A 24,923-nucleotide genomic window follows, 5' to 3' on the forward strand; every position below is an offset into this window, starting at 1 on the left:
AACGCGAAGCGCCCCCACCGCAGAGGCAGGGGCGCGTGGCATTCGGGTAGACGTGGTGCAGCTTGAACGAAATTAGGCTGTTTCTGGGGAAACTCTGTCAAGCCCTCCCGTCGGGGTGGGCGGGTGGTACCCCGGCTGCGGATGATTGGGCGGAATCTCCCCCGCTGGGATGTCCTTGAGGGGGTGCTCGACCAGCAGCGCCCGGCGCACGCATTCCAGCGCCCGGACGAGGCCAGGAAAGCGGCTCACGCTCTCGCGCAGTTCCAAGTGGCCGTCGTGGTCGCGGTAGATCAGGTGCTCGTCGTCGTCCTGCCGCCGCCCCTGCTTCTTACCCCCGGCGCGGTCGCTCAGGTCCTCGGCCCAGCGACACAGGTCCGCCCAGCCCCCCGGCCCTACCCGCGTCCCGGTCAGGGCCTCCAGTTCGGCGGCGTTCGCCACCACGAGGCTGTGGCCGTCCTCGCCGTAGACGATGGTGAGCCGGGTGTAGTACTGGGTCATGCCGCCGTCCTCGTCCACCACGCGGACGCTCAGCACGTCGCCGTGGAAGTAGCGACCCGTAAAGTGCTTGACCCGCGCCCGCTCCAGCTCGCGGCCTACGGTGACGTATTGAAGACGCTGCTCCTGCACCTGGAGGGCCAGCGTGAGCGCATGGTCGTCGCGCCCCGCGATCAGCATCTGGCAGGCCTCCTGGGCCAGGGCATACGAGCGGGTCAGCGCGTCCGCCAGTTCCCCGTGCAGCCGATGTCCCTTTCCGCTCCCACCCGACTTCACGGCCATCGGCCCCAGCTCACTCTCCCCTACCCCGATGATCTGGCGCAACACCCCGTGAATCTTGGCCTGCTCGCGCTCCCCCTCGGAGAGGTCACGCACTTCCTTGTCCGAAAGGAAGTACCGGCGGTGGATGCACCTGGCGATGTTGTTAATCATCGCCCGCTGCTCCTGGGTCAGGCGGCCCACCTCGGCCTCCTGGGTGGGGACGGGAAGGTGGGTCGCTGTCACCGGCCCGCGCCCACCCCGCCCCGCCTGACGCGCCGCCGCAGCCACCGCCTCCGCGCCCGCCGCTTCGAGGAGCACGCGGGCGATGTCCGCCTTGATCGCCTTCTCGCTCCCCCCCGGCGCGATCATGCCCGCGAGCTGCCGCATCCGCTCCTCGGCATCCCAGCGCAGGGGTTCGGCACCGGGTTGCCCCTCCTCCTGGGCGGCGCTCGCCAGCATCTTGATGATCCGCTTCCATACGGGCCGGGAACGCGCGTCGGCCAGGTACGGCGGGGTTTCCGGCTGGGCCGGGGTGCGGCCGACATGGCGAACGGGGACCGTCTGCTCCGCGCCGTCGGGAAAGCGCAGGCGGACGCTGGGCGCCTGCACGCCGCTCCGGGGGCCGCGCACGATGACCGCCCGGCTCCCCGCGCGGGGATGGGGGCGGGTGGGGCGGTAGTAGACCGGATCGCCGAGCTTCAGGCTCAGCAGGCCCGACGGCAGGGCTTTCCTCGGCTTGCGGGCGGCGCGGCGCTCGGTCAACCGCTCCTCCTCGATCAGGCGGTCTTTCCAGTTCATCGTGTGGCCTTTCTCTGTTCCAACAGGACGACCAGGCGGTCACGCTGGCGGTTGCGGGCGGCGATCTCCCCCAGCGAGGGGCCGCGCCGGGGCGCATAGGCCGGGCCGTAGCGCTGGCGGTAGGACTCCAAGGCGATCTCGCCGTAGCCGGTCAGCACGTACCCCGGGCCGTCCGGTCCCCAGGTCACCCACTGGACGCGCCCATCTTCCGCGAGGCGGCGCAGCAGGGCGCGGTGGTGATCGGTCAGGGGAGCGTGCTCGTCTTGGGTCCACAGGCCCGCGTCCTTCACGGCGAGCGCGGGGGGCTTCGGGATGCCGCTGAACACGGCGAGGAGACGGTAGAGGTGGGGCAGGCCAGATGGAACGGGGCGGATCTCCTGGGGGCGCTCAGCGGTGTGGGTCATGCAGTCCTTTCTTCAGCAAAAGCGAGTAAATCAGGGAGGGTCCAGACGACAGCGACGCGGAGCCCGGCGGCGCACAGCTCTGCGTGCCGCTCCAATTGGGCCGCGCTGGGGACGTTGCCGGGCTGCTTGAGCTCCAGCCAGACGAGAGTGCCGGGCGGACGAAAGGCCAGCAGATCGGGAATGCCTTTGGTGGTCCACACGCTGCCGCCGCGCGCGCTGCCGAGGTACATCTGCCAGACCGTCCAGCCCATGGCCTCCAGCTCGCGGACCGCCGCCGCCTGGAACGCGGCCTCGCTGACGTACCCGTTGCTGGCAGAACGCGGAAGCCCCGCGCCCGGCGCTCTGGCCGGGGCGGGGGCCTGCTCTTCCGGGAACAGGTGGGTGTGACGGCGGCGGTACTCCCGCAGCCAGGCGTCGTCGTAGGGCGTCAGAGCAGCACCTCGAGGTGGTTGGACGGGGTCAGCACCGCGTGGGGCGTGGACTTCCACCACCGCCACCAGGGACGCAGGGTGACAGTGCCGACGCGGACGTGGTGGTGGGTCTTCAGGAGGTGATAAACCTCCATCTCCTCGGCCCGCCGGATGCCCATGCCCCGGTACATCCCGCGCAGCACCAGACCCGTCTCCGGGCAGAAGGGAATGAAGACACGCGAGGCGTAGGCGATCTGTGCGGCGTCCTCGTGGTCTTTCGGCATGAGGTTCTCCACGGGCACGACGGCCCCGGTGCTGTTGATGGCGGCGAGTGCCCGGGCGCGGCCCACGGGGTCCAGCGGGCAGGGCGGATGGTGGGCAGTGGGGTGACCACAGAGGCGGCAGGTCAAGGCTGGTCCTCGCTTCCTTCGGCTTCGTGCTGCTGACGCCACGCCCGGGGGGCGTCCCAGATGGTTTTGGTGGCGGGGCCGGGGCGCATCTCCCCGGTCGCCGGGTCGAGTACCTCCAGCCAGTAGCCGTCTGGGCCGAACTGCAGGGCGCCGCGCAGGCCCATCTCTTGGAATCCCGCGACGTAGGCCATCGGCTTCACGTCGTCGGTGCCCTGGAAATCCTTGCGGTCCTGGGTGCCGCGCTGCACCGCCTTGCTGACGGCTTCCACGCGGCGCTCGGGCGGGATCTCGCTCAGGGGCACCGGCTCCTGGGTGTCGGGGTGCTCGACCTGCATCCCGTCGGCAAGGGTGCGGACGGTGTCGGCCACGCCCTGCACGTCGGCGCTGCTGGGCGTGGCCTTGCCGGTCACGGCGCGGGTCACGGCGAGCACCAGGGCGTAGTCGTCGGGGGCCACCACCCCCAGGGCACGGGCCACCCGCTCGTTGCTGATCTCGATCCCGCGCTCGGCAGCCTCCTCCGCCACCTCTGCGAAGTCGATCAGTTGGTAGAGACGGGCGCGGGAAAGCCCGAAGGTCTCCAGCCCGTAAGCCTCGAAGGTGGGGTGGGTGCTGCGGTAGAGCCGCTCGCCCTGGAGGGTCCGCAGCGCCCGGCCCGCCATGATGCCCGCGCGGACGCCGACGAGAACCTGTTCCTCCAGTTCGGCGCGGCGGGCACGTTCCTCAGGGGTCAGAAGCTGCTGGACCTCGATCTCGGCGGTGGTCACGCCTGTCCCTCTTCGAGGTCGGGTCGGCGCGTCCAGCCGAACCGCTCCAACTCGTCGACCAGCCGGTCACTGCGGCGCAGGCTCTCGCGGAACACGGAGGTCCGGGCCTGAGGGTCGAACTCGCTCGGCTGCCAGGAGGTCGTCGAGAAGGACACCGAGTGGCCGTCGTCGCGGGACCTCACCATATGGACCTCAGCGCTGTTGGGATCGGCCGCGCTGGCTCGGATCTCGCCCGTGTAAACCCGCCGCTCGATGTTGGGCCTGCCGGGCTTGCCCTTGCTGCGGACTTCAAGGTGCAGGGTGGCGTTCCAGGGGGTAGGGGCGTTCACGGGAACTGTGCTTGCCTCAGGCATTGGCCACCTCCTCGTTCAGCCAGGGCAGATCTGCGGGCGTGAGCAGTGCCGTCGCCTGAATCAGCCGCAGGGTGGCCAGCGCGTCGTCGAGCGCCGCGTGGGCCCGGAGGTCATCGGTCTGCACGCCCCGCTGGATGCAGGCGTCGCGCAGCTTGGCCCAGCGCCAGGAGCGGTGATGGTCATTCCACAATCCCGCAAGAGGTGCGTAGGCTTCCATCACGCATTCCGCTGAGCGACAGAAGGTCTGAAAGGGTTTGTACTCGTCGCTGTGCCCCCGGCCGCTGGGGTGGGCGTACCACTGCGGCATCGCGGCGTCGAGCGTGTCGCTCAGGCGAGGCACGTCGAAAGCCTTGTTGTAGATCACGATGCGGTGGGCGCTCAGGATGTCGCGGAGGCGCGGCCAGAACGCGGCGATAGATGGGCAGTCCTGCACGTCGGGGTCGGTGATGCCGTGGACCGCCTGCGCGCCGGGTTCAATCGGGCAGCTCGGGCGGATGCGCTCATTGAAGAGTGTCCGGCCCCAGGCGTCTACAATGCCCAGCTCGATCACCTCCCCGTGAAAGCCGGTGGTCTCGGTGTCGAGAACGGCGAGGCGGGGGTCGGTAGCCCAGTCGAGAAACAGGTCGAGGTGGGGACTGTTCGTCATGGTCAGGCGCTCCGGAGGTGGGAGAGGGCTTCGAGTTGCGTGTTCACGTCGGCCAGCACGTCACCAGTCAGTGCCCAGAAGCCCAGGCTCCCGGACACCGCGACCGGATTGGGCAGCACGCGCACGTTGTCCAGCACCAGGGCGAGGCTGCCGAAGTACCAGCGCTCCTGCCCGGGCGGGCACGGGTCACCGGGCAGCAGCAGGCCGGTCACGGTGACCACGCTGGTGACGGCCTTGCTGGGCACGTCCTGGCGGCGGTAGAGCACGCCGGTCAGTCGCTCGATGTACTCGGCGCCGTCACGGTCGTAGGTGCCGCTGCTGTGAATAGCGAGGTCCTGGCCGACCATGCGCCGGGCCTGCGCGATCAGGTGCGGGTGCCGGGCCCAGCGCGGGCGGTTCTCGGTGCGCTTGCCGTGGCGCTCGATAGCGGTGGGCCAGGGGACGGAGACGGACAGCGCCTTCATGCGCTCAGCCCCTCGCCGTCGCGGTCTTCATCCTTGGGCGGGAACAGGGGCGTGGACGGCTCCACGATCTCCACCGTCAGTTCCACCTCGTAGGTGTCCGGGTCCGCCGGGTCGAAGTACCGCTCGAAGCGGGCGTGCTCGTTGAAGTGGACCTCGACGACCGCCACGACCTTGTAGTCCTTGGTCTTGCTGCCCTTGCTGGTGAGATTCCACGTGCGCCAGTCGCCGCCGCCGAAGATGCGCAGGGTGAAGGTAGCGGCCTCGCGGGTGTCCTTCTTACGCGTGATGCGGTGCGCCCGCTGGAGGTACTTCAGGTCCGCGCCGCTGGGCAGTTCAAGGTGCAGGGTGGTGAAGGGCACGCCTTCCTTGTTCCGCTCGTGCTTGATGGCGTCCACGCTGACTTTCAGGGTCTGTTTCATGCTTGGGCTCCGAAATCGAACAGGCTGGGCATGACGCACTGGCCCGGCGGGATGGAGACGGGCGGCACCGTGGGGACGGCTGCCTCGGGGGCAGGGGTGGATTCCTGCTCAGGAGCGGCCTCCCACTCGCCCGGACGCACGAGGCCTGCACCACGGCGGCTCTCCACGACGGCGGCGCGACTCCCGTCGGCCCAGGTCAGGTAGTGCGTGACGGTGGCCCGCCCCAGCACAGGCGAGAGCACCTCCTGGCCGATCTCCGGCAACGGCCGCTCGGGGGCCAAACTCGGGCCAGCCGCCGCCGCTTCCTGGGGCTCAGGGGCCTGGGGCTCGCCGAGGACGGGGGCACAGCGCAGGGCCGCGAGCTGCTCGGGCGAGTAGCGGGTGACTGTCATCCCCTGGGCTTCCATGCAGCAGCGGAACTCTTCACCGAAGCCCTCGGGCCAGTCGCAGGTCGAGGCGTGCAGGAAGCCGCGAGCGTTGCGGGCCTGGAGGTAATCCATCAGGCCACCTCCCAGACCATCTCTCTGGCCCGCTCGCGCTCCTCGCGCTGGCGTTCGTAGGCGTTGGCCCGCTCCCAGCCCCGGTGCCAGTGCCGAGCGCCGTCCTCGGGCTCCTGGGGGCCGCTGCGCTGGCTCTGGAGGTTCATGCGGGCGTTCCAGCCGTCCCGCCAGCGGCAGGCGTGGAAGCGGGTGCAGCCGAACCCCGCGATCTCGCCGCTCGGCAGGATCAGGCCGTAGCGGTCGGGGTTTCCGGGGCGGGGGTAGGGCTCAATGGACAGGGGGGCGTGCGGCGAGGTCCGTACAGGTGTCGTCATGATCAGTGCCTCCGTAGGGGGGCCGCGCGAGGCAGCCCCCCTGGTTGCGGCGTTCAGTCGGCGGCGGTCGCGGTGGCGTCAGGCCCGAGTTCCTCGGCCATGCGTTTCAGGGCAGCCCACTCGCGCAGTTCCCCGGCGTCCATGTCGCCGATCTCCTGCCGGACGAGAGCGAGGGCATCCGCCGCCGTGTCCTGATCGGTCGGATCGTGCCCCAGGTCTTCGAGCAGGTCGCCCACTTGCCGGTCGCTCAGGCGCGAGAGCAGCGCGAGAGCATCCGCGCGGTATTGGGCGTCTGCCGGGTCCGGCCCCGCGACCTCCGGGAAACGGGCCAGGGGCGGCACGTAGCCCCGTGCGTGCAGCTCGTCGGCGTGCTGGAGGATGGCGGCGCGAATGTCCTTGTTGGTGCTGAGGTTGCCGACGTTCTGGGCGATGTACGGCAGGTTCGCGTCGGCGGCCAGTTCCAGCAGGCGGTCGCGCGGGTAGGCCTTCAGGTGGTCGTCGGTGAGTTTGAACGTCACCTTCGCGCCCACATCGGCGGCGAGGCAGGTCAAGAACGCGTAGGGCGCGTGCATCGGGTTGTACTCGCGCCAGCGGCCCACCGCCTGCGCGATCAGCACGCTCTGGAGGTCCAGCAGCTCCTCCAGGGTGAGGGTCAGGAGGGCCTGGAGAACCTGATAGGCGTCCTCTCCCTCCGAGTTATGGCCGAACGTCCGGCCGACCGGGTTCTTCGGCTCCGCCGTGTCGGGCACCCGGAGGAGGCCGTTCAGCTTGGCGTCGAGGTCGCGCAGGCGCTGGAGGCCCGTGGGGATGGGCACTGTGTGGACGTGCTGGAAATGGGTGTGGAGGCTGACCGGCTCGGCCCCCAACATGGAGAGGATGGTCAGCGCGACCCCGCGCTTGTGGTCGCCCACCAGGGCGCCGCGCAGGGCCGTCGCGCGAGCCTCGTGACCGTCCACCCAGCCGGACTTGCGAATGGCGCCGCCGTCGCTGCCCGAGGCCTCGCTCGCGGCCTGCTTGCGCTGCTCGGCCTGCTGCTTGGCCTCGTGGCTCTTGATGTCGCTCGCGCGGCAGGTCCGGATCTCCCGAACCTCGCCGGTGATCGTGCTCAGCATGATGACGGTCCCCCGCAGTTCCTTCGGTGCACCGTAATCGCGGTACTCGTCATGCGACGGGCTCAGGTACGTCGAGTTCACCAGCTTGAGGTCCACGAAGTACTGTTCCTTCTTGCCCTCCAGACTCTTGGCGCGGGCTTTTGCCCAGTCCATCTGGAGAGCCATCGCGGCCTGCGGGTCCGCGAAGCGGGCGGGCTCGTCGCCGAACAGATCCTCCACGACCTCCAGGCCCGAGGCGGGCACGTCGAACTTCGCGCTCTGCACCAGGAGGGTGCTGCGCTGAATCAGGCTCCGGAGGCCGGAAGCCACCACGCCCCGCTTGGCCTCTGCCACGACGTGCTTGCGCAGTGGGCCGGAAGTCTGAGCGATCACCTGGGCCTGCTCCAGCCCGATCTGCCCCGAGTTGAACAGCTCGCGCCCGTCCTCGCCCAGCCCCTCGGCCAACACCAGGCGCTGCTGCACGGTTTTCGCGCTGTACCCGAAGCGCAGGGCAATGTCGCCCGGCGTGGCACCCAGGGCCACCATCTGCGCGAAGGCGTCGGCCTCCTCGATGGGGGTCATGTTCCGCCGCTCGACGTTCTCGGCGGTCGCCAGTTGCAGCGCCTCCAGATCGGAGAGCGGCTGCACCCGGACGGGCACGAGGTAGTCGGCGGGGATGCGACCCTGCTCGGCGAGCAGCTGCAGGGCGCGCAGGCGGCGGCCACCGGCCACCACTTCCACGTCCTGGCCATTCTCGGCTACGCGGCCCACGAGGTTCTGCATCAGGCCCTTGTGGAGGATGGACTCGGCCAGTTCCTCGACCGCCGCCGGGTCGAAGAACTGGCGGGGGTTGAGCGGGGAGGCGACGAGCTGCTCGACGCGGAACAGGCTCTGGCTGCTGCCGTCGAGGATGGGGGTGACGGGCTGAGGCTCGGAGGCGGCTTCAACGGGGGGGGAGGCCTGCTCGGGTTGCGCCCAGGTCGCCGCTTTCTCCAGCGCCGTAACGGGCATCCAGATGCGGGTGCCGTCGGCGTACAGCAACTGCGCCTCGTCGCCCTTCAGGTCAGCGATCACCGCGAGGTCCTTGCGACCCGTCCGCACCCGCACGTCGTCACCGGGTTTGAGGGGCGGGGCGGCGGGGGCCTCGGCCTGCTTGCTGCTCTTCCGGGTGGTCTTGGCGGGCTGTTCGGTGGGGACGGGCATAGCAACCTCCTGTGCGGGAGCGGGCTTGCGGACGCAGAGGGTCACGGTCTGGACGCCCGTGCCGCTCTCGACAAAGGCGCTGGCGTCGTTCTCGGCGTATTCGCCGTGGTCTTCGACGAGGGCACGGAAGGCCTGCGCCCGCTTGTCCTGGCGGAAGGTGAACCCGCTGGGGGCGATGGCGACGAGGGTGCCGCCCGGCGTGAGGCAGTTGGTCCAGGCGTGCTCGATGTGGGTGATGTAGGCTTGCGCGTCCCCCTCGGCGGTGAACGGCGGATTCATGACGATCACGGGGTAACGCTCGTTCGGCGTGAACTGGAGGAAGTCGCGGGCCACCGGCTGATACCCGGCCCCGACGAGGTGGGCGTGCCGGGTGTCGTCGAGCTCAATCACGTCCACCTCGGCCCCGGCGTCCAGCAGCGCGTCGGCAATGGCCCCGTCTCCGGCGCTGGGTTCCAGCACCCGCACGCCGCACACGTCGCCCAGGAAGCTGAGCATCAGTTCCACCAGCGACTGGGGCGTTTCGAAGAAGGCCAGCGGGTTGCGCTTGGGCAGCTTGTCGCCGTCCAGCACCCCGGCCAGGATCTGGCGCACGTCGCTCGTGAACAGGTGGGCCTGGGCCTTGCGGTTCCACTTGCCGCCCAGGGCCTCGATCGCCTTGGCGGTGGCCTGATAGAGCTTGCGGTCGAGGTCACCGGCGAGGGTCAGCGTCAGGCCGTCCTCGCTGATCGTGGCCTCGCGCAGGACCGCCTGCACGTCGGGCGAGAGGGCGCGGGTCACTGCGGCCCCCATTCCACGCCGCCCTGAGCGCGGGTCAGGCCGGAGACGCGGGCCTCGATGTCGGCCAGGATCGCCTCATGCTCCTCCAGCTGGCTCAGCAGAACCGGGGACGTGATGCTGGCCTTCAGCGCGGCGTAGCGGTCGGCGGCCTCCACGCGCTCCTCGGCGCAGTTGTTGGGGTTCAGCGCGTAGTGCAGCGCGTTCTCGGCGGCGTCGCGCAGGGCGGGCTGGCAGCAGTCCATTGGCTTGCGCTTGAACTCGCGCGGGCCGTCCTTGGTCGGCAGCGTCAGATACGTGATGCCGGGGGCGCCGCAGTGGGGGCAGGCCATCGGCAGGGTGCTGAGGCGGGCGGTGCGCTTCGCTTCGCGCTGCTGCTGCCGGGTCTCGATGCTGCGCTGGAGGCTGCGCCGGGCGTTGGGCGACGCCATGAGCATCCGGGCGAGGCTGAGGGTCTGCGGGTCGATCTGCTCGGTGGGAATGGGCTCGGCGTTGCTCACGGCTTCGCTCCTTGGATGCGCGCCCGCACGAGGTCAGACACGCTGGCCTTCGCGGGGGCGGCGGGGGTTTGGGGGACGCGGACGATCTCCTGGTCCAGCAGCCGGATGAAGGGGGTGCGCCAGGCGTCGAGCTTCTTTTCCTTGGCCTCAGCCTTCGCGGCGCGGCGTAGCTCGCCGATACGCTCTGGGGTCAGGTCACCCCAGGTCTCACGGTCGGGATCCTCGGCCAGCAGCTCGCCGTAGAACCGCTCGCCCATCGCGGAGCGCAGCGCGGCTTCGCCGGGCCGGGCCGGAACTTTTTCAGTGCCCGTGGCCTGATCTGTTCCGTGCCCACCTTCCGACTGAGCACCTGAAGCGGGTCGAGCATTCGCTTTCTCGGCCCCGCCAGGGGCCTCGGCGCGATCAGCGCCGCTTCCGGAGCGTTGACCTTTTCCGGCTTCCTGGGTCGCGGCGGCGGAGCGCTTCGCGCCCTCCTCTGCCGTACTCTCTGACGTAATCTCTGCTTCCTTATTAAGGGTTGTGGGGTTTGTCGTGAAGTGCTTGCGGACTTTCCCCACAACCGGTTGTTGGGTTTCCCGATAACCACTTGTGGGGTTTCCCAACAAGTGCAGGGCCTCTTCCAACTCGTCGCCTTTGATCCGGTAGTGGGTCCGGTTGTTCTCCCCGCCGGTCGCCACTTCGAGGTAGGGCTCGCAGGTTTTGTGGCATCGGCGGACCTGATCGGGCGAGAGCAGCATCTCGGCCTTCCACTCCTTGAGCGTCTTGTAAAACCAGCCTTCGGGGTTATCGGTGCGCTCGCTCCAGTACAGGCACTGCGAGAGAAAAGCGGCGGCGGTGTAGTCGCCCAGCAGGTACACGAAGGGGACTGGGACCGGGATGTTCTTCTCCCGGCCCATGAACTGGGCAACCAGCGCCACGCCCCGGTTCTTGGCCCTCATGCGGCCACCACCCTGGGCAGCCAGCGCCCGCCGGTCGCCATGCACCGGCAGTGGGGCGTCAGCAGGGGCAGGGGTACGCCGGGGTGACCCATCTGGACGGCTTCCCACTGCTTGCGCGGCAGCTCCCGCCAGACGTTGTCATGAGCCTCCCAGCCCAACGTGCAGGCGATCATGCCGTCCCACTCGGGCTTCCCGTGGCGGCACAGCCCGCAGACCTCGCCCCGCAGCGCCAGGCGGTCGGTCGTGGCGACGGGCACCTGGGCGACCTCGGCCATCAGCGCCGCCCGCGCCTCGCGGTCCAGCGTGCTGGGCATCGGCCCGCTCGCCGTGGCCGCGAGGTACGCCGCTTCGCTGACCTCGTGCTCGTTGTAGAGGTACGTGGTGCCCTTGCCCCGGCGCTTGTGGATCGTGCTCGCCGTGGTTCCGCAACGGCGGCAGGTCCGGGAGGTTCCGCCCTCCTGCCGCCCGGAGATGAACACCGTCTCGCCCCAGTCGTGCGTGCAGGGGTGCTGCCAGTCCGCCCGGTCGCGGAGGTGAAACCCGTCCACGCCCTCGACCGGCCAGGCCTTGAACACGGGCTCGACGAACCCGGCATCCCGGGCGACGACCTTGCACTCGGTCGCGCTGGGAAGACGCGAGGCCGTGCGCCACAGCAGCAGTTCGCGCCGCCCGCTCTCCCGCACGACCGCCCGCAGGTGCAGGCCCCGCGAGACCGTCCGCCGGGCCACCTGGCCCGCCGCTGCCGCCGCGAACATCTCGGTCAGCACGTCGGTCAAGGGAGCGGCCTCAGTCGCTGGCATGGGCCACCTCCAGCGGTAGAGGGTTCAGGCGGGCGAAGGCCCCGTAGAGGGCGACAGCGGCCCCGTTGTAGGCAGCGGCGGCCAGCTCCACCGTGGTGAAGGTGCCCAGGTAGATTTGCGCCCCGCTCTTGTGGATGGTGGCCCGGAACTTCCCCTTGTGGGGGCTGACCCCCTTCACGCCGGTCTTGCTGTTGCGGTGCGCTCGCCTGTTCCAGGCGTTCTCCTGGGCCGTACAGGCCCGCAGGTTGGCGCGGCGGTTGTCCAGGGGGTCGCCGTTGATGTGGTCCTTGTACCCGCCGCCCTTCTCGTCGCGCAGCAGGAGGTGCATCTCCAGCGTGGCGCTGCGCACGCCCTCCTTGCGCCAGTAGGTGCGGGGATAACCGCGGCGGCTCAGGTGCCAGCGGTGCTGCGAGAGCAGGGCGAGGTCGGCATCGTCGCAAAGCGCCACCCTGCCCTTCCCCCGCCGTCCATGCAACTGGATTTCGGCCATCTCAGCCCACCGCCCCCAGCGCCTCGGCCTCGCCGGGCAGCCCGGCAGGGTTGGCCCGCCACTGCGCCAGCAGCGTCTTGGGCTTGAGGCACCGCTCGATGGCGGCCAGGGCCTTGCGGCCCTCCGCCTCGGTCAGGTCGGCGCTGGTCGCTAGGGGCGCGTCCCGGCGGTCGGCCAGCCAGGACGTGAAGGCCAGCCGCTCCTCGCGCTCCAGCAGCCAGCGGCGGCCCTCCAGATGCGCGGCGATCTGGCCCTTGGTGCCCCGCGTGATCGGGTCAATACGGGAGTTCGGCAAGTCGCCCTCCGTTTCAGACTCGTGGGGAGCGCTGTCGTACGACTGCGGCGGATGGAGGCTGGTCAGCGCCGCCTTCAGGTGCTTGTAGACCTCGCGCTGGAGGCCCAGGTCGTCCGGCAGTTCGGACCTGAGTTGCTCCATCGCCTGGACGAGGTGCGCCCCACCGGGGCTGCGCTCGTGCTCGGGCCGCGCCCACTCGGGCAACTCGGGCAGGGTGATCGGCTCGCGCTTCTTGTCATCCCAGTCGCCCCAGAACTTGGGCAGGTCGTAGAGGTAGCGCCCGATGCCGAACTGGACGGCGCAGCGCTTGAGGGCGTCGGAGGCGGCGGCCTTCATCGTGCCCGCATCTCCCTCGCCCGCCTCCCCGAAGTCCTCACGGGTGACGCCCAGGACGGTGAGGCTGCCGTGGACGGTGGGCGTGGGGGTGCCAGCGACCTCACGGCAACGGAACTCCCAGGCATCCGGGCAGATCGCGTCGAGGCGACTCTGCACGGCGCGGGCGTCCACGTAGGCCACCAGCAGGGCGCGGCTGCGGTCCTTGGACAGGGCCTGGGGCTTCCAGCCGACGAGGTGGGCGGGGAAGGGCATCTCCAGCCGCCGCTGAATGTCAGAGAGCTTCACGTGGGGCCTCCTGGGGCACGGCGTCCTGAATGCGCCGGGTGAGGTACAGCAGGAACAGGGCCGCCGCGATCTCCGGGACGGCCAGCAGCAGGCGCAGGGGTTCAGTCACCGCCAGGGCGCCGTGTTTCAGGGCGTCGTGGGTCAGCACGACCGCCAGCAGCACGAGCGGCAGCACCAGCAGCAGCCCCAGGGGGCCAACGCCGAACTGTGCGCGAAGGTAAGAGCGCATCAGGCCGCTCTCCCGTCAAGGTGACGCTCGCGCCTATGGCGTAGAGCGCGGTCTTGCTTCCGCAGCCGCTCAGCCCCCTGGGGGGTCAGTCGGTAGGTGTTGCCTGGTAGCCGCTCGGCGTCGCCCCGGTCCATCAGCGTCTTCAGCCGGGCGCGAGCGGCCTCCACCACGATCTTCAGGCGGGCCGCGACCTGCTCGGCTGTCCTGACGGGCGCGTGGCGGCTCGCGCCCAGGACACGCATGGTCTGAACCTGCTCTGCCTGGCGGGGCATCAGCGGCCCTTCCTGAGCTGGTAGAGCAGTTCGTCGGTGTTGTCCTGATCGTCCACAGACAGGGGTGCGGTGTCTGCCCTGGCCTCGTCCTGCGAGAAGGCGCTCTGGCCCAGGAGAGCCAGCAGCGCGTCGGCGTGGTCTACCGCGTCGACAGCGACGTGCCGGGGGGCGCGCTCAGGGTTGGCGCTCAGCAGCGCGGCCTGGGCGCTTTTGGCCAGGAGTGCGCGGGGCGAGAGGCGCGTCACCGCGTCACCTCCCGCACAGGCGCCGCCTGGGGATGGTCGCACTCGGGGCACACGGTCAGGGAGGCGTCGTAGGTCCCGCCGCAGTGGTGGCACCACGCGCTGGGGCGGTAGCCACAGCCCACCATGGGGCGGGTGGCAAGTTCGCGGCGCAGCAGTTCGATCTGCGCGAGGTTGCGGGCAGCGTGCGAGGTCATGCCGCCACCGCCAGCAGCGACCGCAGCTTGGGCCGGGCGTAGACCCAGGGGGTGATGTAGACCTCGGGCCACCAGTAGTTGCCGCGCTGACGGCTGATGGGCAGCGAGATCGGGCGCACCCACAGGTGGACGCCGTGCTCCTCCTGAATCCGCTGGAGCGTCGGCTCCACCTCGCCGGTTGGGCAGACCTCCTCGATCACGTGGCAGGTGCGCCCGCTGGGCAGGCGGCCAAGCCAGCCGGGCACGAACACCAGGCGCGTCCAGCCCTCGCCCGCAGCCTGCGGCGAGACGGAGTGGCGGAAAAGGCGGCGCTTGCCGAGGCGGGAGGAGAGGTCGAGCGGCTGGCCGTCTACCACGGTGGACAGCGGGCGCTTGAGCGGGTCGAGGATGGAAGCCTGTGGTACAGTCATGAAGACCTCGAAAGTTCGTAGGCGGGCGCGTGTTCGGACGCGCCCTCTTCTTTTGGCTCAGGCCGGGCGAATTCCTTTGGCCTGCTCGTGACGCGCCTGAGGCGCGGGCGGAGTGATGGGATGAGGGGCCAGCCCCCGGACGTCGAGCCCAGCGGCGGCGGCCCGCTCCAGCACGAAGGCGCCGAAGTGGTGGGCGATGACTGGACACGGCTCGCGGCGGATGCGGACCTCGGTGATGGAGTTCTTGCGGATCATGCAGCCCCCTCTTGCTCTAGCAGTTTTTTGGTAATTGAGGCATCCCAGAGTGCTTCAACTGGTACAGCTAGGGCCTCCGCAATGGGGGCTGCAACGCTGACCACGGCGTCTTCGACGACACCGCGCTCCTGCTTCTGGATGGTCGAAAGTTTTACGCCAGAGACGTCGGAAAGCTGCTGCTGGGTCAGCTTTCTCCACGCCCTGAGCGTCTGGAGCTGGCTCAGGCCATAGGCCCTAACAGGTGAGGTTGTCGGCTCCATACCCACAGTCTAGCAGTCATATTCTAGCAATTCAATGCTAGAGCGGGTGAAGTGTGGCGGATCGGGAACCTCGTCAGTAGCATTACCGTACTAGCAGCCAAATGCTAACCACGCCTATGCCCAGACCCCGCGCCAGAGCCAACCAGAAGGTCATCCCCAAATGGGCAGAGGCCCTAAGGGAGCGGCGCATTGCCCTCGGTCTGTCCCAGGAAGACATCACCGAGAAAACCGCCGACCTGGTGTCACAGCGCAGCGTCTCCGCACTGGAGACGGGCTCTACCCCCCTGAGCGGAATGGCGATTGGACGCGTCGTCGCGCTCGCACGTGCGTTGGGCTGGACACTGGCCGAGATGCAGCGGGCCACCGGGGTAGATCTCGGCATTGCAGAGGCATCCACGGTCGGCGAGGGGAGCGCGGACGTCTATCCCCTCTCTGCCGCACTCAACCCCGAGAAACCCGGCGGGGCGATTGACCATGAGGCCGTGGTGCCCGGCGTCGAGCAGCCCCTGCTGCTGCGGGCCGACACCGATGAGATGCACGGCACCACCCCGGCCAGCATTCGTCCCGGCGATTACCTGCACGTCGACCGCGCCCACACCACGCTCGAAGAGGGCCGCGTCTACGTCGTCACCGACGCCGACGGCCCCCACGTTCGCCTCTACACCACCACTCGCCTTGGCGCGGTCTTCCGCGCCGAGAACCGCCAGTACGAGGACATCCCCGCCCAGGAAGCGCAGGTGGTCGGGCTGGTGGCTGGCGTGACCAGCGACTACAACCCTCAACTGCTCAACTGATGGAGGTTTCCCTCGTGCAGTCGTACTTTTTGCCCAAACGTTATGCCCCGAGCAAAGCCCCGGTCTTGGGGTTAATCAGTGCCGGAACACCGCTCGACCCGTCTCCGTTCTCCGTGCGCAGGCGGATGCCCATTCCACCGGGCTTCCGCCGCTTCGGAATGTTCGTGCTCCAGGTGGACGGCGACAGCATGACGCTGGCGGACGGCACTGGGATCACCCACGGCAGCTTCGTGCTGGTTGACCGCAAGGACCTTCTCACGGACCAAGGGCACACGTTCGCTTTCCAACTGCCAGACGGAACGATGGTGGTCAAGCGACTACGGCTATTCCAGGGACGCCCCGCGATGTACAGCGACAACGCGGCGTACCCTCCCGTGCAGATTGACCCCAGCATCCGCAATTGCGGGCGCGTCTACGCGGTCAGTCAGGACGGTCGGCGTTGGGAGTTGACGCGGTACCGGGGGTGGGGAGGGACGAGTTAGCGATGGGGTACTACACGGTTGTCGTCCCAGACACGAGGGATGTCTACGGTATTCAGCGGTTTGCTGGAAGGCTCGAAGTGTCTGGGGAGTTCAGTCGGCATGGCCAGGATGAAGCGGCCTGTTACCTGACGTGGCCAGACGACGAGGTCCCCCTGGAATATGCCGAGCGTGTCGCTCAAGGCCTGAGCTGTTTTGAAGAAGATGTTGCTGTCTACAAAGACATCGTCGAGCGCCCCTACCGCTTCCAGCCGCAACCCCTTGACCACGGAAATTTGGTGCGGGTGTTCAACGAAGGCATTCGCCGCGGCTACTTCGAGCCTGCAGAACCGCTTCCTCTTCCGGAAGCGACCTTGCGAGCGGTTAAGTCACTTCAGCGGGAAGGAAGGCTCAGTCGACAGTTGGAGGTGGAACTCCAGGACGACGGCGTGGAAATCACGGCCTTCGTTTCGCCAAACATCCGCAAGTGGGGCCGCCTCCACGAAGAGGTCTACGAGGCTGTGGAGGGGACTGGAAGGCCGGACTTCCTCGTGACCTTGAAGATGGTCGAGCGTGACGTGCAGTGGGGACCGCTGCCGGGGGTCGTGCGATGAGTGTGGCCGCCTCTTGTATCGGCGAGATGGTGCAGCGCAGTCTCCCATTCCCTTCGCTGAAGTGGGTGCTCGAGCCTGCGTTGCGGTTTCCCTCGGAGGCCAAGGCCTCGTTTCTCACGCTGCCCGGCGGCGCCAGCATGATCGGCGTGTGTGCGGGTTAGGAGACGCCATGAAGAAGTTGCTTGCCATGACCGCCCTCTGCCTCTCACCTGCGCTGGCCGAGCCGGTCGCACCTGCCGCCCTCTTCAATCCTTCAGCCCCCCAACTGAAAGCCGCCTGCGATGACGGCTACGCCGCCGTGGAGATCGGCGTCGATGCGCCCTTGCCCAAATACATCTACACCCTGGCCGGGACGTTCGGGGACGGCTACAGCCTCCAAACTGTGCAGGGGAGCATCCTGAGCCACTGTCACGCGCAGGCCAGCGACCTTGCGGCAGTGCCTGACGTGACGAAGCTCTCCCGGCTGCTCGTGGTGATGCTCAGCGGCAGCGGTCCCAGCGAACGCCTGGAAGACACCAAAGCCTGGGCTGCGGCGCTCAGCGTCCGGGACAAGGCTGGGAAGGAGCTTGTGCGCCTCTCCCCTACCCAGCAGATCGAGGCTGACCCCCGGCACTGGCGCGTGAACTGCGCGTCGCGCGTGTGCACCTGGCGGGGCGCGAACTTCTACACCTTCGACCTCACCAAGCTGCCCGCCGCCACCCGCGACCAAGCCATGAAGGGAACGTCGGTCGCGGTCATCGTCAATGGTGGCAACGGCATCGAGACCTTTACCGTGGACACGACTCAGCTTGGCCGATGACGCTGCTAAGCGGAACCCATTGTCTCCCTCAGGGACAATTTGTGTATCAGCCAGAGACAGTACGAATCGGGAGGGGTAAAGTGGCTTTATATGGACGCGACGAAACCCGACGCTGCCGCACGCATGGGCGCTGTGCTGTCGTCACTGGTCGAGGCCGTCGAACAGAGTGTGGCCCGCGCTGGGCTGAGCATGGCGGATGTCGAGCGACTGGTCGCTCAGGACGAAGACGCGACCAAGTACCGCCGAGCCGAGCTGGAGACGCGGCATGAGCAGCGCGTCCAGGCCATCCATCGGAAGTGGCAACGGTACTGACCCGCGCGAGATCATCTATCTGGACCGGGGGCGACTGCTCTCTTATGCTTCGCAGCTCTTCGACGGCGTCACCGTCATGCGGCGGCTGCTGGAAGCCAGTCAGCATGGGGACATCATCTCCACTCTGGAGCGCGAGCGCGAGACCTCGAAAGAAGCTCGGCGCACGGGCAGCGCGGGCCTCAACCTCGGCGCGGAGCTGAAAGGCGAGGCCGAACGCACCGAGGGCGAGCGCACCCTGACCAAGACAGGCGGGGACCAGAAACTCGACCTGGCTTACACCGCCCTGCTGGAGGAGAAGGCTGAACTCGATAACGTGCTCCTGATCGTCGAGCGAGAGCTGGAGCAGCGCGGTCTGCTGACCGACTTTGATGGCAGTGCTGCCTCCGGACTGGTGCGCTTTCAAGGCTCCCTCTCCTTCGTGGACTGGACAATCTTGCAGAGCGTGATGGCCGACTTCGACACCTTCAATAAGGCGTTTGGGGGGGCGACCCAGGGCATGAAAGCTCAGGATGCCCGAGCCTTTGCCAAGCTGCTGAAAATCCTGTCGCTCAGTGACATTACGGCCCACATGACCGCCCAAGAGCTCACGATTACGTCACCGCTCAATCCGGAGCACCTCACGCTCACGCTTGAGCAGATGCGTGCGGTCTACTTGCCTCAGGAGATTGAAGCGACGCTGTTGGCCTTTATGCCGCCTCCTGCGACGACCCCACATACCCGCACCGGAATTGGCGCCAGCATCAACTTTGAAGAGGTGTTGGGCATCTTCATGGGCGAGACCGATCACACCGTTCAGCCTGTAGCGCTCTACGTGCAGCTCCGACCATGACCCGCCCTGCCGCCCTCTACATCCGTGTCTCCAGCCACCTCCAGGCTCGCGACGACCGATACGGCCTCGCCCGCCAGGAGGCCGAGACCCGCGCCTATGCCGCCCGCACCGGCCTGAGCATCCCCGACGGCGCCCTGTACACGGACGTCATCACCGGCCGCAGCGAGACCCGCGACGGCCTGGAGCAGCTCAAGGCCGACCGGCAGCGCTACTCGGCCATCATCACCAGCGAAGCCGATCGCCTGGGCCGCACGCCCCTCGCTGGGCACCGCATCCTCGAGGAGCTGCTCGGCCTGGGCCTGCACGTCCATAACGCCACGGACGGCCAGTACGACCCGGACGACGACTCCAGCGTCCTGACCTTCGACATGCGCATGGTGATCGCCCACCAGGAGCTGCGGAGCATCAAGCGCCGCATGCTGGGAGGCAAGCTGGCCGCCGCCGAGAAGGGCGAGATCATCCCCCACGGGTGGCGCTGCTACGGGTACCGGCAGGCCTACGAGCTGGAGGGGGGCCGTCCGATCCGGCGCATCGAGGTGGACGAGGTGGAGGCGGCGGTCGTGCGGGAGATCTTTGAGCGGCTCATCCGGGGCGACACGACGGTCACCATCGCCGACGACCTGAACGCCCGGGGGGTGCCCAGCGCGATGAACTCCGTCTGGCACCCACAGCGGCCCTGGTACATGGCCCGCAACACGGCCTACAAGGGCGAGGCCCGCATGACCCTTCGGCACGCCAAGCGGGAGTTCACCTTCCCGGTCCCCCCTATCGTGGACGAGGACACTTGGCAGCTCGCCCACGACAGCCTGCGCCGCAAGCCCATCAAGCACACCGAGACCTTCTGGCTGAACGGCCTGCTCCGGTGCGCCGAGTGCGGGGGGGCCATGAGTGGAACGAACACCCAGGCCAACCGCACCAGCTACCGCCACTACCGCTGCTCCCGAGCATTCAAGCACCGGCACTACGGGGACGTGCCTCCCTGCACACAGCGCACGCACTACCGGATGAACGACCTGCACGAGCATGCCAACCGGATCGTCCGCGAGATCGCCGAGCACCCCGAGCGGTATGCCGGGCAGGCGGCACCGACTCCCCCCGACCACAGCCGAGCACTGAAGGAGATCGCCCGGCTGGAAGGCCAGCTCAAGCGCTACCTCACCGACTACCAGCGCGAGCTGCTGACCGGCGACGAGTACGCCGGGCTGCGGGACACGGCGCGGCGGCGGCTGGAGGAGCTGCGGACGGAGGTGGCGCCGCCGAAGGTGGTCACCCTGCCCAACACGACAGCCGCCCTCGAAGCGATTGGGCGGCTGGTGCAGGAGGGCGTTCCCACGCGGGAGGTGCTGCTGCGCTCGGGCACACGCCTAAGCATCGCGCCAGGCGGAGTGCTGGACGTGGTGCTGCGGGTATAGGGAGGGGCGTTAGTTTCCTAACTCGATCTCGCTGACTTGAAACAGCAGNGCCAGCACCTCGGTCAGGGTCACGCCCTGCGGGGACTGCGCGTGGAAGATCTCCAGCGCCCGCGCCGCCGCGTCGGGGAGGCGCATGTGGGCGCCGGGCTCGTAGCGGACCACCCGGCGCACCATCTCCAGCCGCCCCTGGAGCACCTCGCGGGCATAGCCCAGCACGGCCCCGCAGGCCCGCACCAGCGCCGCGCTTCCCAGCGACCCCGGCACCTCGCCCAGCACGGCCCGCAGTTCGTCGCGGGCGGCGTCCTCGGCAAAGTTGGCGGGCGAGAGCATCACCGGAAAGCGCGTCTGGAAGTCGGCCAGCAGCGCCGCGTTGCCCGACAGCTCCGGGGCCAGCAGCACCTCGCGGGCGCGGTGACGGGCGAGTTCGTCGTAGAGGGCGGTGCGGGTGTGAAAGGCCGCGCAGCGGAACTCTCCAGTCGAGAGGTCGAGGAGCGCCAGCGCGTACCCGTCCCCGGTCGCCACCGCGCCGAGGTAATTCTCGTCGGCGGTGAGGTGCCGCTCCTCGGTGACGGTGCCCGGCGTGAGCAGCTGGGTGACCTTGCGGTCCACCAGCCCCGAGCCGGGTTCCTCGATCTGGTCGGCCACCGCCACCCGCACTCCCGCCGCGAGCAGCCGCTCGACGTTGCTGTCGAGGGTCCGGATGGGCACACCCGCCATCGGGGTGGAAAAGTCCTTGCTGCTCTTGTGCGTCAGGGCGATGCCCAGCAGCCGTGAGAGGCGCTCGGCGTCCTCCCCGAAGGTCTCGTAGAAGTCGCCGCATTGAAACAGCAAGATGGAATTAGGAAACTTGTCCGCCACCTCGTCCCGCATCCGCACGTACTGCTCCAGCATCGGCGGCAGCGGGCCGTGGCCAGTGCCCTTCAACACGCTCTGCGCAACCTCTTTCGTCCGGGGCACGGAGACAGAATAGCGATGAGGCCGCCCACGAAGGCGGCCTCAAGCACGATGCGCAGAGCTGTCAGAGGCGGGCTAAAACCCCTCGATCGTCTGGACGATGCTCTGTACGGCGGGCCAGGCGACAAAAGCCAGCACGGCCACGACCAGCAAGACCAGGAACAGGGTGATCCAAAACCGGGGACCAAAGGGCGAGCGGGGTCTAGGCGGCTGAGTCATGGGCAAGGTTACCAGCGCTTCTCGCAGAACCTGCACCTGTTTCGCGTTCGCCTGGGCATGCTGCTCGCTGTCGCTCACTCGCAGCCCACCCCATCCCGGTCGCGGTCGAGGTGCGTGCCGTACCCCGGCTGCCCGACCCGCACCGGTGCCGCGCCCGCCGCCCGCGCCGCTGCGCAATTGGGGTAGTACACGCTCGAGGCAGACGGCGCGACCGGCACCGGAGCAGGCTGACTCCGGGGCGCAGGGGCTGACGCTGGCGCTGGAGCCGCCGCCCGCCGCTCTGTGGTGATCGCGTACCTCCCCCCAGGTTGCACCCTCACCGTGACCGTGCCCTGCTGGTCGGTGCGGAACACGTTGGCGCCCACCTTCCGGTAGAGGTTCAGCGCCGTACTCGTCGGGTGCCCGTAATTGTTCGGCCCCACCCCGATCACCACGTTCTTCGGCCGCACCGCTGCCAGCCACGCCGCACTGTCCCCGTTCGCCGCCCCGTGGTGGATGCTCTTGTACACGTCCANGGATGAAATCAGGATGCTCGTCGCGCAGGGCGACGTACTGCTCCAGCATCGGCGGCAGCACCCCCGACCCGGTTCCCTTGAGCACATGTTGGGCGGCAGCTCCCGGCACGCGCCGAGCATAGCGCAGCCCATTCTGTTCTCAGCGGAATGCGGGTCGCGTTTCGAAGGAGGCGGGCCAGGAAAAAGCCGCCCCGCGTGGGGGCGACTGCCGGGGAAGGGGGGCTTAGCGGCCCAGGAAGGAGGGCTTGGGCAGCTTGGACTGGGTGCTGAGGGGGGACATGCCGCCTTCCAGGTAGACCCAGTTGTCGGAGGTGAAGTTCCCCGAAGTGATGCTGGACGAGAACTTCTTGGTCGCCTCATCGGCGCTCACGGTAACCTGCACCTTGTTCCAGCCCTTGCCCAGGCGCAGATCGACCCGCGTGGTAAAGGAATTTCCCTCCACGGTGCAGGTCTTACTGCCCTCGATGGTCACGCTGCGGTCCACGTAGATCAGGGTGCCAAAGCGCACGTCGAGCTTGCCACTGTTGGCCCCCTCGCTCGCCGAGTAGGCGAACGGCAGGATGGCGCCGTCCTTCCCGGCGTCAACCTCCAGCATCAGGCTGGCGCCCCGGACTCCGGAGGTGCTGACCTTGAGGGTGGGTGTGCAGTCTTCGGTCAGGGCGTAGTCCTCACCGAGGTCATCCCAGTCGTCCGCGTTCAGTTCCGTGAGTTGCGCGGCGGTCGGCGTGGGCAGCGTGAGGCTGAACTTGCCGTCCGCGGCAAGGGTGCCCGTCACGGCAGGCTGCGCGGCAGGTCCCTCTGCATCTGCGAGGTAGCCCCGAACACTTCCCGCGCCACCCGTCCAGGCGCTCGTCGTGAGGCGGCCGTTGGTCTCGGTGCCCTCAAACTCGCCCTCGACAACTGTGCCCGTCAGGGTTCTCAGATCGCTCTCGGGAGGCGTCTTGGTCCCGCAGGAGGCGAGGAGCAGCGTGGCAGAAGCCAGGGTCAGCAGGGAAAGATTTTTCATATCGCCCTCACCGTAGGCCCTGCCCCTTCCCACCGCAAGCAGATTTGCGTCCCACCCGCCTGCCCTACTCGTCACACCCCAGCGCCCGCAAGAGGTCAAGTTCCGTGATGGCCGGGGCCACCACTGGCCGACCCCGCGAAGACGAGAGACGACGCCCCAACAGCTTCAGCAACAGTCCGCGCATAGCTCCATCCTTTCTGATCACAACCTGATGAGGGCTAAAGACTACCTCAAGATGGGGAAAATGTCACACCTCCCCCGGTGGGGGCCGTGCACCGCGTCCCGCCCGGCCGCGCCGTGAGTGCAGGCGCCCTAGCATGGAGCGCATGAGCTACCACCCTTACGACTCCCGCATGGCGCACGACGCCAGCCGCAAACTGACCGACGGCGACGTGCAGGACCTCAAGCCGGAAGGCTGGTGGGGCAACGACGGCCAGCTCTACCGGGATTTCAAGTTCGGGAGTTACATGGAGGGCGCCGAGTTTGCCCTGCGGATTGCCCGGATGGCCGAGGAGGCCGGGCACCACCCCGACCTGCATGTCCAGTACGCGCGGCTGCGGGTGCGTTACTTCACCCACGACGCGGGCGGCGTGACCCTGCAGGACATCGAGGGGGCGCGGGCCGTGAACCGGCTATGGGAGGAGACGCAGGCTTGAAGCTCTCGATTCCCGACGCCGACGTGCTGTGGGCCGGGTTGCCCGATCGGCGCAAGCACGAGCTGACGCTGACGGTGGAACCGGGCGACCTCGACGACCTGAACCACGTCAACAACACCGTCTACCTCGCGTGGTGCGAGCGGGTGGCCCGCGCCCACGCCCTGCGCGAGGGGATGGGCACCGGGGCCCTGGTCGCGCTGGGGGCGGTGCCCGTCGCCCGGCAGCATGTCATCACCTACCACAAGCCCGCGCTGCTGGGGGACCGGGTGCGCGTCCGCACGGCGCTGACGCAGCACGCCGGGGTGCGGAGTGTCCGCGCCTACACGCTCGACCGCGCGACCGAGGGCGGCACCGACGGCGAGCGGCTGGCCGAGTGTCAGACCGAGTGGGTCTGGGTGGACCCCGTGAGCGGGCGGCCCAGGCGGGCGCCGCGCGAGGTGCTGGACGCCTTCGGGTTTCAGGGCCGTTGACCGAACATTTGACAGAAGACGATGTTCGCTGGGTCGATCTGGACGCTCCCTTACCCCAGGCGCTCGCAAGGCCCTCTCCGTATCGCGGCCCGGCGAGTCACCCACGAGGGGAGAGGGTCAGAACAGCAGACCTTCTTCTGCCAAATGCTCTGGCGTTGGGCGTGGAGGCGACCTGCCTTCCCGCGCCCCGTCAGCGGCCCAGCGCCACCCGCACCCCCAGCACGACCATCGCCGCGCCGGTCACCCGCTCCAGGGTGGCCCGGACGCCCGGCGAGCGCAGGCGGGGCGCCAGGGTCCCGATCAGCAGCACCAGCGTTCCCAGCCACAGCACCCCCCAGCCGAAGTGGATCAGCGCGAGGCCCAGCGAGCGCTCCAGCAGCCCCTCTCCGGGCGGGACGAACCCCGGCAGGACGGTGAGGTAAAAGAGGGCCACCTTGGGGTTAAGCACGTTGGTGGTCAGGCCCTGCCCGAGCGCCGCCGCGAACCCCAGGCGGGGTGCCCCGTCGGGGGCCGCCTCCCCCGCCCGCCGCGNACCCCAGAAGCTGGCCGACTTCTGGCGCAACCACGCCTGTGTCTGAGGCGTTTCACTGTCCCCAGTCAGCAGCGCCCGGAAGGTGCCGTACTGGATCAGCAGCCCCACACTGTTCGCATTCTGGTCGTTACGGGGCATCCCTGGGGGCGGCGGGATGACGGTGACCTTCACGGCCCCCAGGTTGATCACCTGCTCACGGGCCAGCAGTCCCTGGGTTCCGGCCTGGCCCACCACGTTCAGGAGTCGGCCGTACGTTTGCGTGGTGGCGGCAATGCCGTTGTTCAGGAACAGCTTGGGCTTGAACAACGCGATGGCCGGGATCAGCCCGGTGATGTGGTCGGCGTCCCCGTGGCTGGCGGCGGCGAGGTCGAGGCGGGTGACCCCGTACTGACGGATCAACTCCCGCATCCGGCTCTCGCTGCGTCCCCCGTCGTACAGCAGGGTCTGCCCGGTGGGGGCCGTCACCAGCACCGCGTCGCCCTGACCGACGTCGAGGAAGCGGATGGTCAGGACGCCGGAAGGCGCGGCCTGGGCCGCC

The 24,923-nt window shown here is 68.6% G+C and carries 36 protein-coding genes and 2 pseudogenes; 9 read left to right on the forward strand and 29 right to left on the reverse strand.

The features are described 5' to 3' along the window. Nucleotides 1–72 precede the first annotated feature (72 nt). The 24 genes and pseudogenes from QOL99_RS00265 to QOL99_RS00380 all read right to left on the reverse strand — a co-directional run bounded on the left by QOL99_RS00265 (nucleotide 73) and on the right by QOL99_RS00380 (nucleotide 14,815). Complete coding sequence (locus QOL99_RS00265; protein ID WP_285520620.1) at nucleotides 73–1,554, reverse strand: hypothetical protein; 1,482 nt, start codon at nucleotides 1,552–1,554, stop codon at nucleotides 73–75. Next, nucleotides 1,551–1,958, reverse strand: coding sequence for a hypothetical protein (locus QOL99_RS00270; protein ID WP_285520621.1), 408 nt, complete (start codon nucleotides 1,956–1,958; stop codon nucleotides 1,551–1,553). Before QOL99_RS00270 ends, QOL99_RS00265 begins: the two co-directional genes overlap by 4 nt. Next, on the reverse strand, nucleotides 1,955–2,446 hold the full coding sequence (locus tag QOL99_RS00275; RefSeq protein ID WP_285520622.1) for a VRR-NUC domain-containing protein: 492 nt from the start codon (nucleotides 2,444–2,446) through the stop codon (nucleotides 1,955–1,957). The genes QOL99_RS00270 and QOL99_RS00275 overlap by 4 nt, the downstream gene beginning before the upstream one ends. Then, nucleotides 2,386–2,778, reverse strand: coding sequence for a hypothetical protein (locus QOL99_RS00280; RefSeq protein ID WP_285520623.1), 393 nt, complete (start codon nucleotides 2,776–2,778; stop codon nucleotides 2,386–2,388). Before QOL99_RS00280 ends, QOL99_RS00275 begins: the two co-directional genes overlap by 61 nt. Beyond that, nucleotides 2,775–3,542, reverse strand: a complete 768-nt coding sequence (locus QOL99_RS00285) for a hypothetical protein (RefSeq protein ID WP_285520624.1) — start codon at nucleotides 3,540–3,542, stop codon at nucleotides 2,775–2,777. The genes QOL99_RS00280 and QOL99_RS00285 overlap by 4 nt, the downstream gene beginning before the upstream one ends. Continuing rightward, nucleotides 3,539–3,871, reverse strand: coding sequence for a hypothetical protein (locus QOL99_RS00290; protein WP_285520625.1), 333 nt, complete (start codon nucleotides 3,869–3,871; stop codon nucleotides 3,539–3,541). The genes QOL99_RS00285 and QOL99_RS00290 overlap by 4 nt, the downstream gene beginning before the upstream one ends. Before the next feature lie 16 nt (nucleotides 3,872–3,887). Beyond that, nucleotides 3,888–4,541 (reverse strand): 3'-5' exonuclease, encoded by a 654-nt coding sequence (locus QOL99_RS00295; protein WP_104990888.1) that lies wholly within the window; start codon nucleotides 4,539–4,541, stop codon nucleotides 3,888–3,890. Nucleotides 4,542–4,543: 2 nt separating this feature from the next. Continuing rightward, a complete protein-coding gene (locus tag QOL99_RS00300) occupies nucleotides 4,544–5,005 on the reverse strand; it encodes an ASCH domain-containing protein (protein WP_285520626.1) in 462 nt (153 codons plus the stop codon). Continuing rightward, a complete protein-coding gene (locus tag QOL99_RS00305; protein ID WP_285520627.1) occupies nucleotides 5,002–5,424 on the reverse strand; it encodes a hypothetical protein in 423 nt (140 codons plus the stop codon). The genes QOL99_RS00300 and QOL99_RS00305 overlap by 4 nt, the downstream gene beginning before the upstream one ends. Further along, nucleotides 5,421–5,924 (reverse strand): hypothetical protein, encoded by a 504-nt coding sequence (locus QOL99_RS00310; protein WP_285520628.1) that lies wholly within the window; start codon nucleotides 5,922–5,924, stop codon nucleotides 5,421–5,423. Before QOL99_RS00310 ends, QOL99_RS00305 begins: the two co-directional genes overlap by 4 nt. Then, entirely contained in the window at nucleotides 5,924–6,238 is a 315-nt protein-coding gene (locus QOL99_RS00315) for a hypothetical protein (RefSeq protein ID WP_285520629.1), read from the reverse strand. Before QOL99_RS00315 ends, QOL99_RS00310 begins: the two co-directional genes overlap by 1 nt. 53 nt (nucleotides 6,239–6,291) lie before the next feature. Next, nucleotides 6,292–9,309 (reverse strand): ParB/RepB/Spo0J family partition protein, encoded by a 3,018-nt coding sequence (locus QOL99_RS00320; protein WP_285520630.1) that lies wholly within the window; start codon nucleotides 9,307–9,309, stop codon nucleotides 6,292–6,294. Next, complete coding sequence (locus tag QOL99_RS00325; RefSeq protein ID WP_285520631.1) at nucleotides 9,306–9,806, reverse strand: hypothetical protein; 501 nt, start codon at nucleotides 9,804–9,806, stop codon at nucleotides 9,306–9,308. The genes QOL99_RS00320 and QOL99_RS00325 overlap by 4 nt, the downstream gene beginning before the upstream one ends. Beyond that, the gene (locus QOL99_RS00330; RefSeq protein ID WP_285520632.1) at nucleotides 9,803–10,744 is read right to left on the reverse strand and encodes a hypothetical protein; all 942 of its coding nucleotides are present in this window, start codon (nucleotides 10,742–10,744) and stop codon (nucleotides 9,803–9,805) included. Before QOL99_RS00330 ends, QOL99_RS00325 begins: the two co-directional genes overlap by 4 nt. Continuing rightward, nucleotides 10,741–11,544, reverse strand: coding sequence for a hypothetical protein (locus QOL99_RS00335; RefSeq protein WP_285520633.1), 804 nt, complete (start codon nucleotides 11,542–11,544; stop codon nucleotides 10,741–10,743). The genes QOL99_RS00330 and QOL99_RS00335 overlap by 4 nt, the downstream gene beginning before the upstream one ends. After that, nucleotides 11,531–11,992, reverse strand: a complete 462-nt coding sequence (locus tag QOL99_RS00340) for an HNH endonuclease (protein WP_285520634.1) — start codon at nucleotides 11,990–11,992, stop codon at nucleotides 11,531–11,533. Before QOL99_RS00340 ends, QOL99_RS00335 begins: the two co-directional genes overlap by 14 nt. A gap of 385 nt (nucleotides 11,993–12,377) precedes the next feature. Beyond that, nucleotides 12,378–12,950, reverse strand: a pseudogene (locus tag QOL99_RS00345) (Rad52/Rad22 family DNA repair protein); the annotation flags it as partial. Next, nucleotides 12,937–13,179, reverse strand: coding sequence for a hypothetical protein (locus tag QOL99_RS00350; RefSeq protein WP_285520635.1), 243 nt, complete (start codon nucleotides 13,177–13,179; stop codon nucleotides 12,937–12,939). The gene QOL99_RS00350 and the pseudogene QOL99_RS00345, both read right to left, overlap by 14 nt. Further along, nucleotides 13,179–13,451 (reverse strand): hypothetical protein, encoded by a 273-nt coding sequence (locus tag QOL99_RS00355; protein WP_285520636.1) that lies wholly within the window; start codon nucleotides 13,449–13,451, stop codon nucleotides 13,179–13,181. Before QOL99_RS00355 ends, QOL99_RS00350 begins: the two co-directional genes overlap by 1 nt. Then, nucleotides 13,451–13,696 carry a hypothetical protein gene (locus tag QOL99_RS00360; protein WP_285520637.1) on the reverse strand — a complete coding sequence of 82 codons (246 nt, stop codon included), beginning with the start codon at nucleotides 13,694–13,696 and terminating at the stop codon, nucleotides 13,451–13,453. Before QOL99_RS00360 ends, QOL99_RS00355 begins: the two co-directional genes overlap by 1 nt. After that, complete coding sequence (locus tag QOL99_RS00365) at nucleotides 13,693–13,890, reverse strand: hypothetical protein (protein ID WP_285520638.1); 198 nt, start codon at nucleotides 13,888–13,890, stop codon at nucleotides 13,693–13,695. Before QOL99_RS00365 ends, QOL99_RS00360 begins: the two co-directional genes overlap by 4 nt. Then, the gene (locus tag QOL99_RS00370) at nucleotides 13,887–14,300 is read right to left on the reverse strand and encodes a hypothetical protein (protein WP_285520639.1); all 414 of its coding nucleotides are present in this window, start codon (nucleotides 14,298–14,300) and stop codon (nucleotides 13,887–13,889) included. Before QOL99_RS00370 ends, QOL99_RS00365 begins: the two co-directional genes overlap by 4 nt. A gap of 57 nt (nucleotides 14,301–14,357) precedes the next feature. Then, nucleotides 14,358–14,555 (reverse strand): hypothetical protein, encoded by a 198-nt coding sequence (locus QOL99_RS00375; RefSeq protein WP_104990905.1) that lies wholly within the window; start codon nucleotides 14,553–14,555, stop codon nucleotides 14,358–14,360. Next, on the reverse strand, nucleotides 14,552–14,815 hold the full coding sequence (locus QOL99_RS00380; protein ID WP_158679893.1) for a helix-turn-helix transcriptional regulator: 264 nt from the start codon (nucleotides 14,813–14,815) through the stop codon (nucleotides 14,552–14,554). Before QOL99_RS00380 ends, QOL99_RS00375 begins: the two co-directional genes overlap by 4 nt. Before the next feature lie 116 nt (nucleotides 14,816–14,931). Between QOL99_RS00380 and QOL99_RS00385 the strand changes: the two genes are divergently transcribed. The 7 genes from QOL99_RS00385 to QOL99_RS00415 all read left to right on the forward strand — a co-directional run bounded on the left by QOL99_RS00385 (nucleotide 14,932) and on the right by QOL99_RS00415 (nucleotide 20,033). After that, a complete protein-coding gene (locus QOL99_RS00385; protein WP_158679894.1) occupies nucleotides 14,932–15,609 on the forward strand; it encodes a LexA family transcriptional regulator in 678 nt (225 codons plus the stop codon). Beyond that, nucleotides 15,609–16,091 carry a S24 family peptidase gene (locus QOL99_RS00390; RefSeq protein WP_234009020.1) on the forward strand — a complete coding sequence of 161 codons (483 nt, stop codon included), beginning with the start codon at nucleotides 15,609–15,611 and terminating at the stop codon, nucleotides 16,089–16,091. Before QOL99_RS00385 ends, QOL99_RS00390 begins: the two co-directional genes overlap by 1 nt. A 2-nt stretch (nucleotides 16,092–16,093) precedes the next feature. Next, nucleotides 16,094–16,681 carry a hypothetical protein gene (locus QOL99_RS00395; protein WP_285520640.1) on the forward strand — a complete coding sequence of 196 codons (588 nt, stop codon included), beginning with the start codon at nucleotides 16,094–16,096 and terminating at the stop codon, nucleotides 16,679–16,681. 169 nt (nucleotides 16,682–16,850) lie between these two features. Beyond that, nucleotides 16,851–17,480, forward strand: coding sequence for a hypothetical protein (locus tag QOL99_RS00400; protein WP_285520641.1), 630 nt, complete (start codon nucleotides 16,851–16,853; stop codon nucleotides 17,478–17,480). Between the two features lie 90 nt (nucleotides 17,481–17,570). Continuing rightward, nucleotides 17,571–17,792 carry a hypothetical protein gene (locus tag QOL99_RS00405; protein ID WP_285520642.1) on the forward strand — a complete coding sequence of 74 codons (222 nt, stop codon included), beginning with the start codon at nucleotides 17,571–17,573 and terminating at the stop codon, nucleotides 17,790–17,792. Beyond that, a complete protein-coding gene (locus QOL99_RS00410) occupies nucleotides 17,746–18,621 on the forward strand; it encodes a DUF6414 family protein (protein WP_285520643.1) in 876 nt (291 codons plus the stop codon). Before QOL99_RS00405 ends, QOL99_RS00410 begins: the two co-directional genes overlap by 47 nt. After that, the gene (locus tag QOL99_RS00415; protein WP_285520644.1) at nucleotides 18,618–20,033 is read left to right on the forward strand and encodes a recombinase family protein; all 1,416 of its coding nucleotides are present in this window, start codon (nucleotides 18,618–18,620) and stop codon (nucleotides 20,031–20,033) included. Before QOL99_RS00410 ends, QOL99_RS00415 begins: the two co-directional genes overlap by 4 nt. Before the next feature lie 51 nt (nucleotides 20,034–20,084). Here QOL99_RS00415 and QOL99_RS00420 read toward each other — a convergent pair. The 4 genes and pseudogenes from QOL99_RS00420 to QOL99_RS00435 form a co-directional block, all read right to left on the reverse strand. Continuing rightward, a pseudogene (locus QOL99_RS00420) lies at nucleotides 20,085–20,924 on the reverse strand (MutS N-terminal domain-containing protein); the annotation flags it as partial. Between the two features lie 138 nt (nucleotides 20,925–21,062). Continuing rightward, the gene (locus QOL99_RS00425) at nucleotides 21,063–21,206 is read right to left on the reverse strand and encodes a hypothetical protein (RefSeq protein ID WP_158679881.1); all 144 of its coding nucleotides are present in this window, start codon (nucleotides 21,204–21,206) and stop codon (nucleotides 21,063–21,065) included. Nucleotides 21,207–21,280: 74 nt separating this feature from the next. Further along, entirely contained in the window at nucleotides 21,281–21,715 is a 435-nt protein-coding gene (locus QOL99_RS00430; RefSeq protein ID WP_407650130.1) for an excalibur calcium-binding domain-containing protein, read from the reverse strand. Between the two features lie 229 nt (nucleotides 21,716–21,944). Beyond that, nucleotides 21,945–22,727, reverse strand: a complete 783-nt coding sequence (locus QOL99_RS00435) for a hypothetical protein (protein WP_285520645.1) — start codon at nucleotides 22,725–22,727, stop codon at nucleotides 21,945–21,947. A 326-nt stretch (nucleotides 22,728–23,053) separates the two neighbouring features. Here QOL99_RS00435 and QOL99_RS00440 point away from each other — a divergent pair, with 326 nt between their 5' ends. Both QOL99_RS00440 and QOL99_RS00445 read left to right on the forward strand, forming a co-directional pair. Continuing rightward, entirely contained in the window at nucleotides 23,054–23,383 is a 330-nt protein-coding gene (locus QOL99_RS00440; RefSeq protein WP_285520646.1) for a 4a-hydroxytetrahydrobiopterin dehydratase, read from the forward strand. Then, nucleotides 23,380–23,853: an acyl-CoA thioesterase gene (locus QOL99_RS00445; protein ID WP_285520647.1), complete on the forward strand. Its 474-nt coding sequence runs from the start codon at nucleotides 23,380–23,382 to the stop codon at nucleotides 23,851–23,853. Before QOL99_RS00440 ends, QOL99_RS00445 begins: the two co-directional genes overlap by 4 nt. Nucleotides 23,854–24,043: 190 nt before the next feature. On the opposite strand, the gene QOL99_RS00450 is transcribed toward QOL99_RS00445, so the two are convergent. Then, the gene (locus QOL99_RS00450) at nucleotides 24,044–24,856 is read right to left on the reverse strand and encodes a LysE family transporter (RefSeq protein WP_456318835.1); all 813 of its coding nucleotides are present in this window, start codon (nucleotides 24,854–24,856) and stop codon (nucleotides 24,044–24,046) included. Nucleotides 24,857–24,923: the final 67 nt, after the last annotated feature.

Origin of the sequence: Deinococcus rhizophilus, from assembly GCF_030271215.1 — a bacterium.
GTDB classification, from domain to species: Bacteria; Deinococcota; Deinococci; order Deinococcales; family Deinococcaceae; genus Deinococcus; species Deinococcus rhizophilus.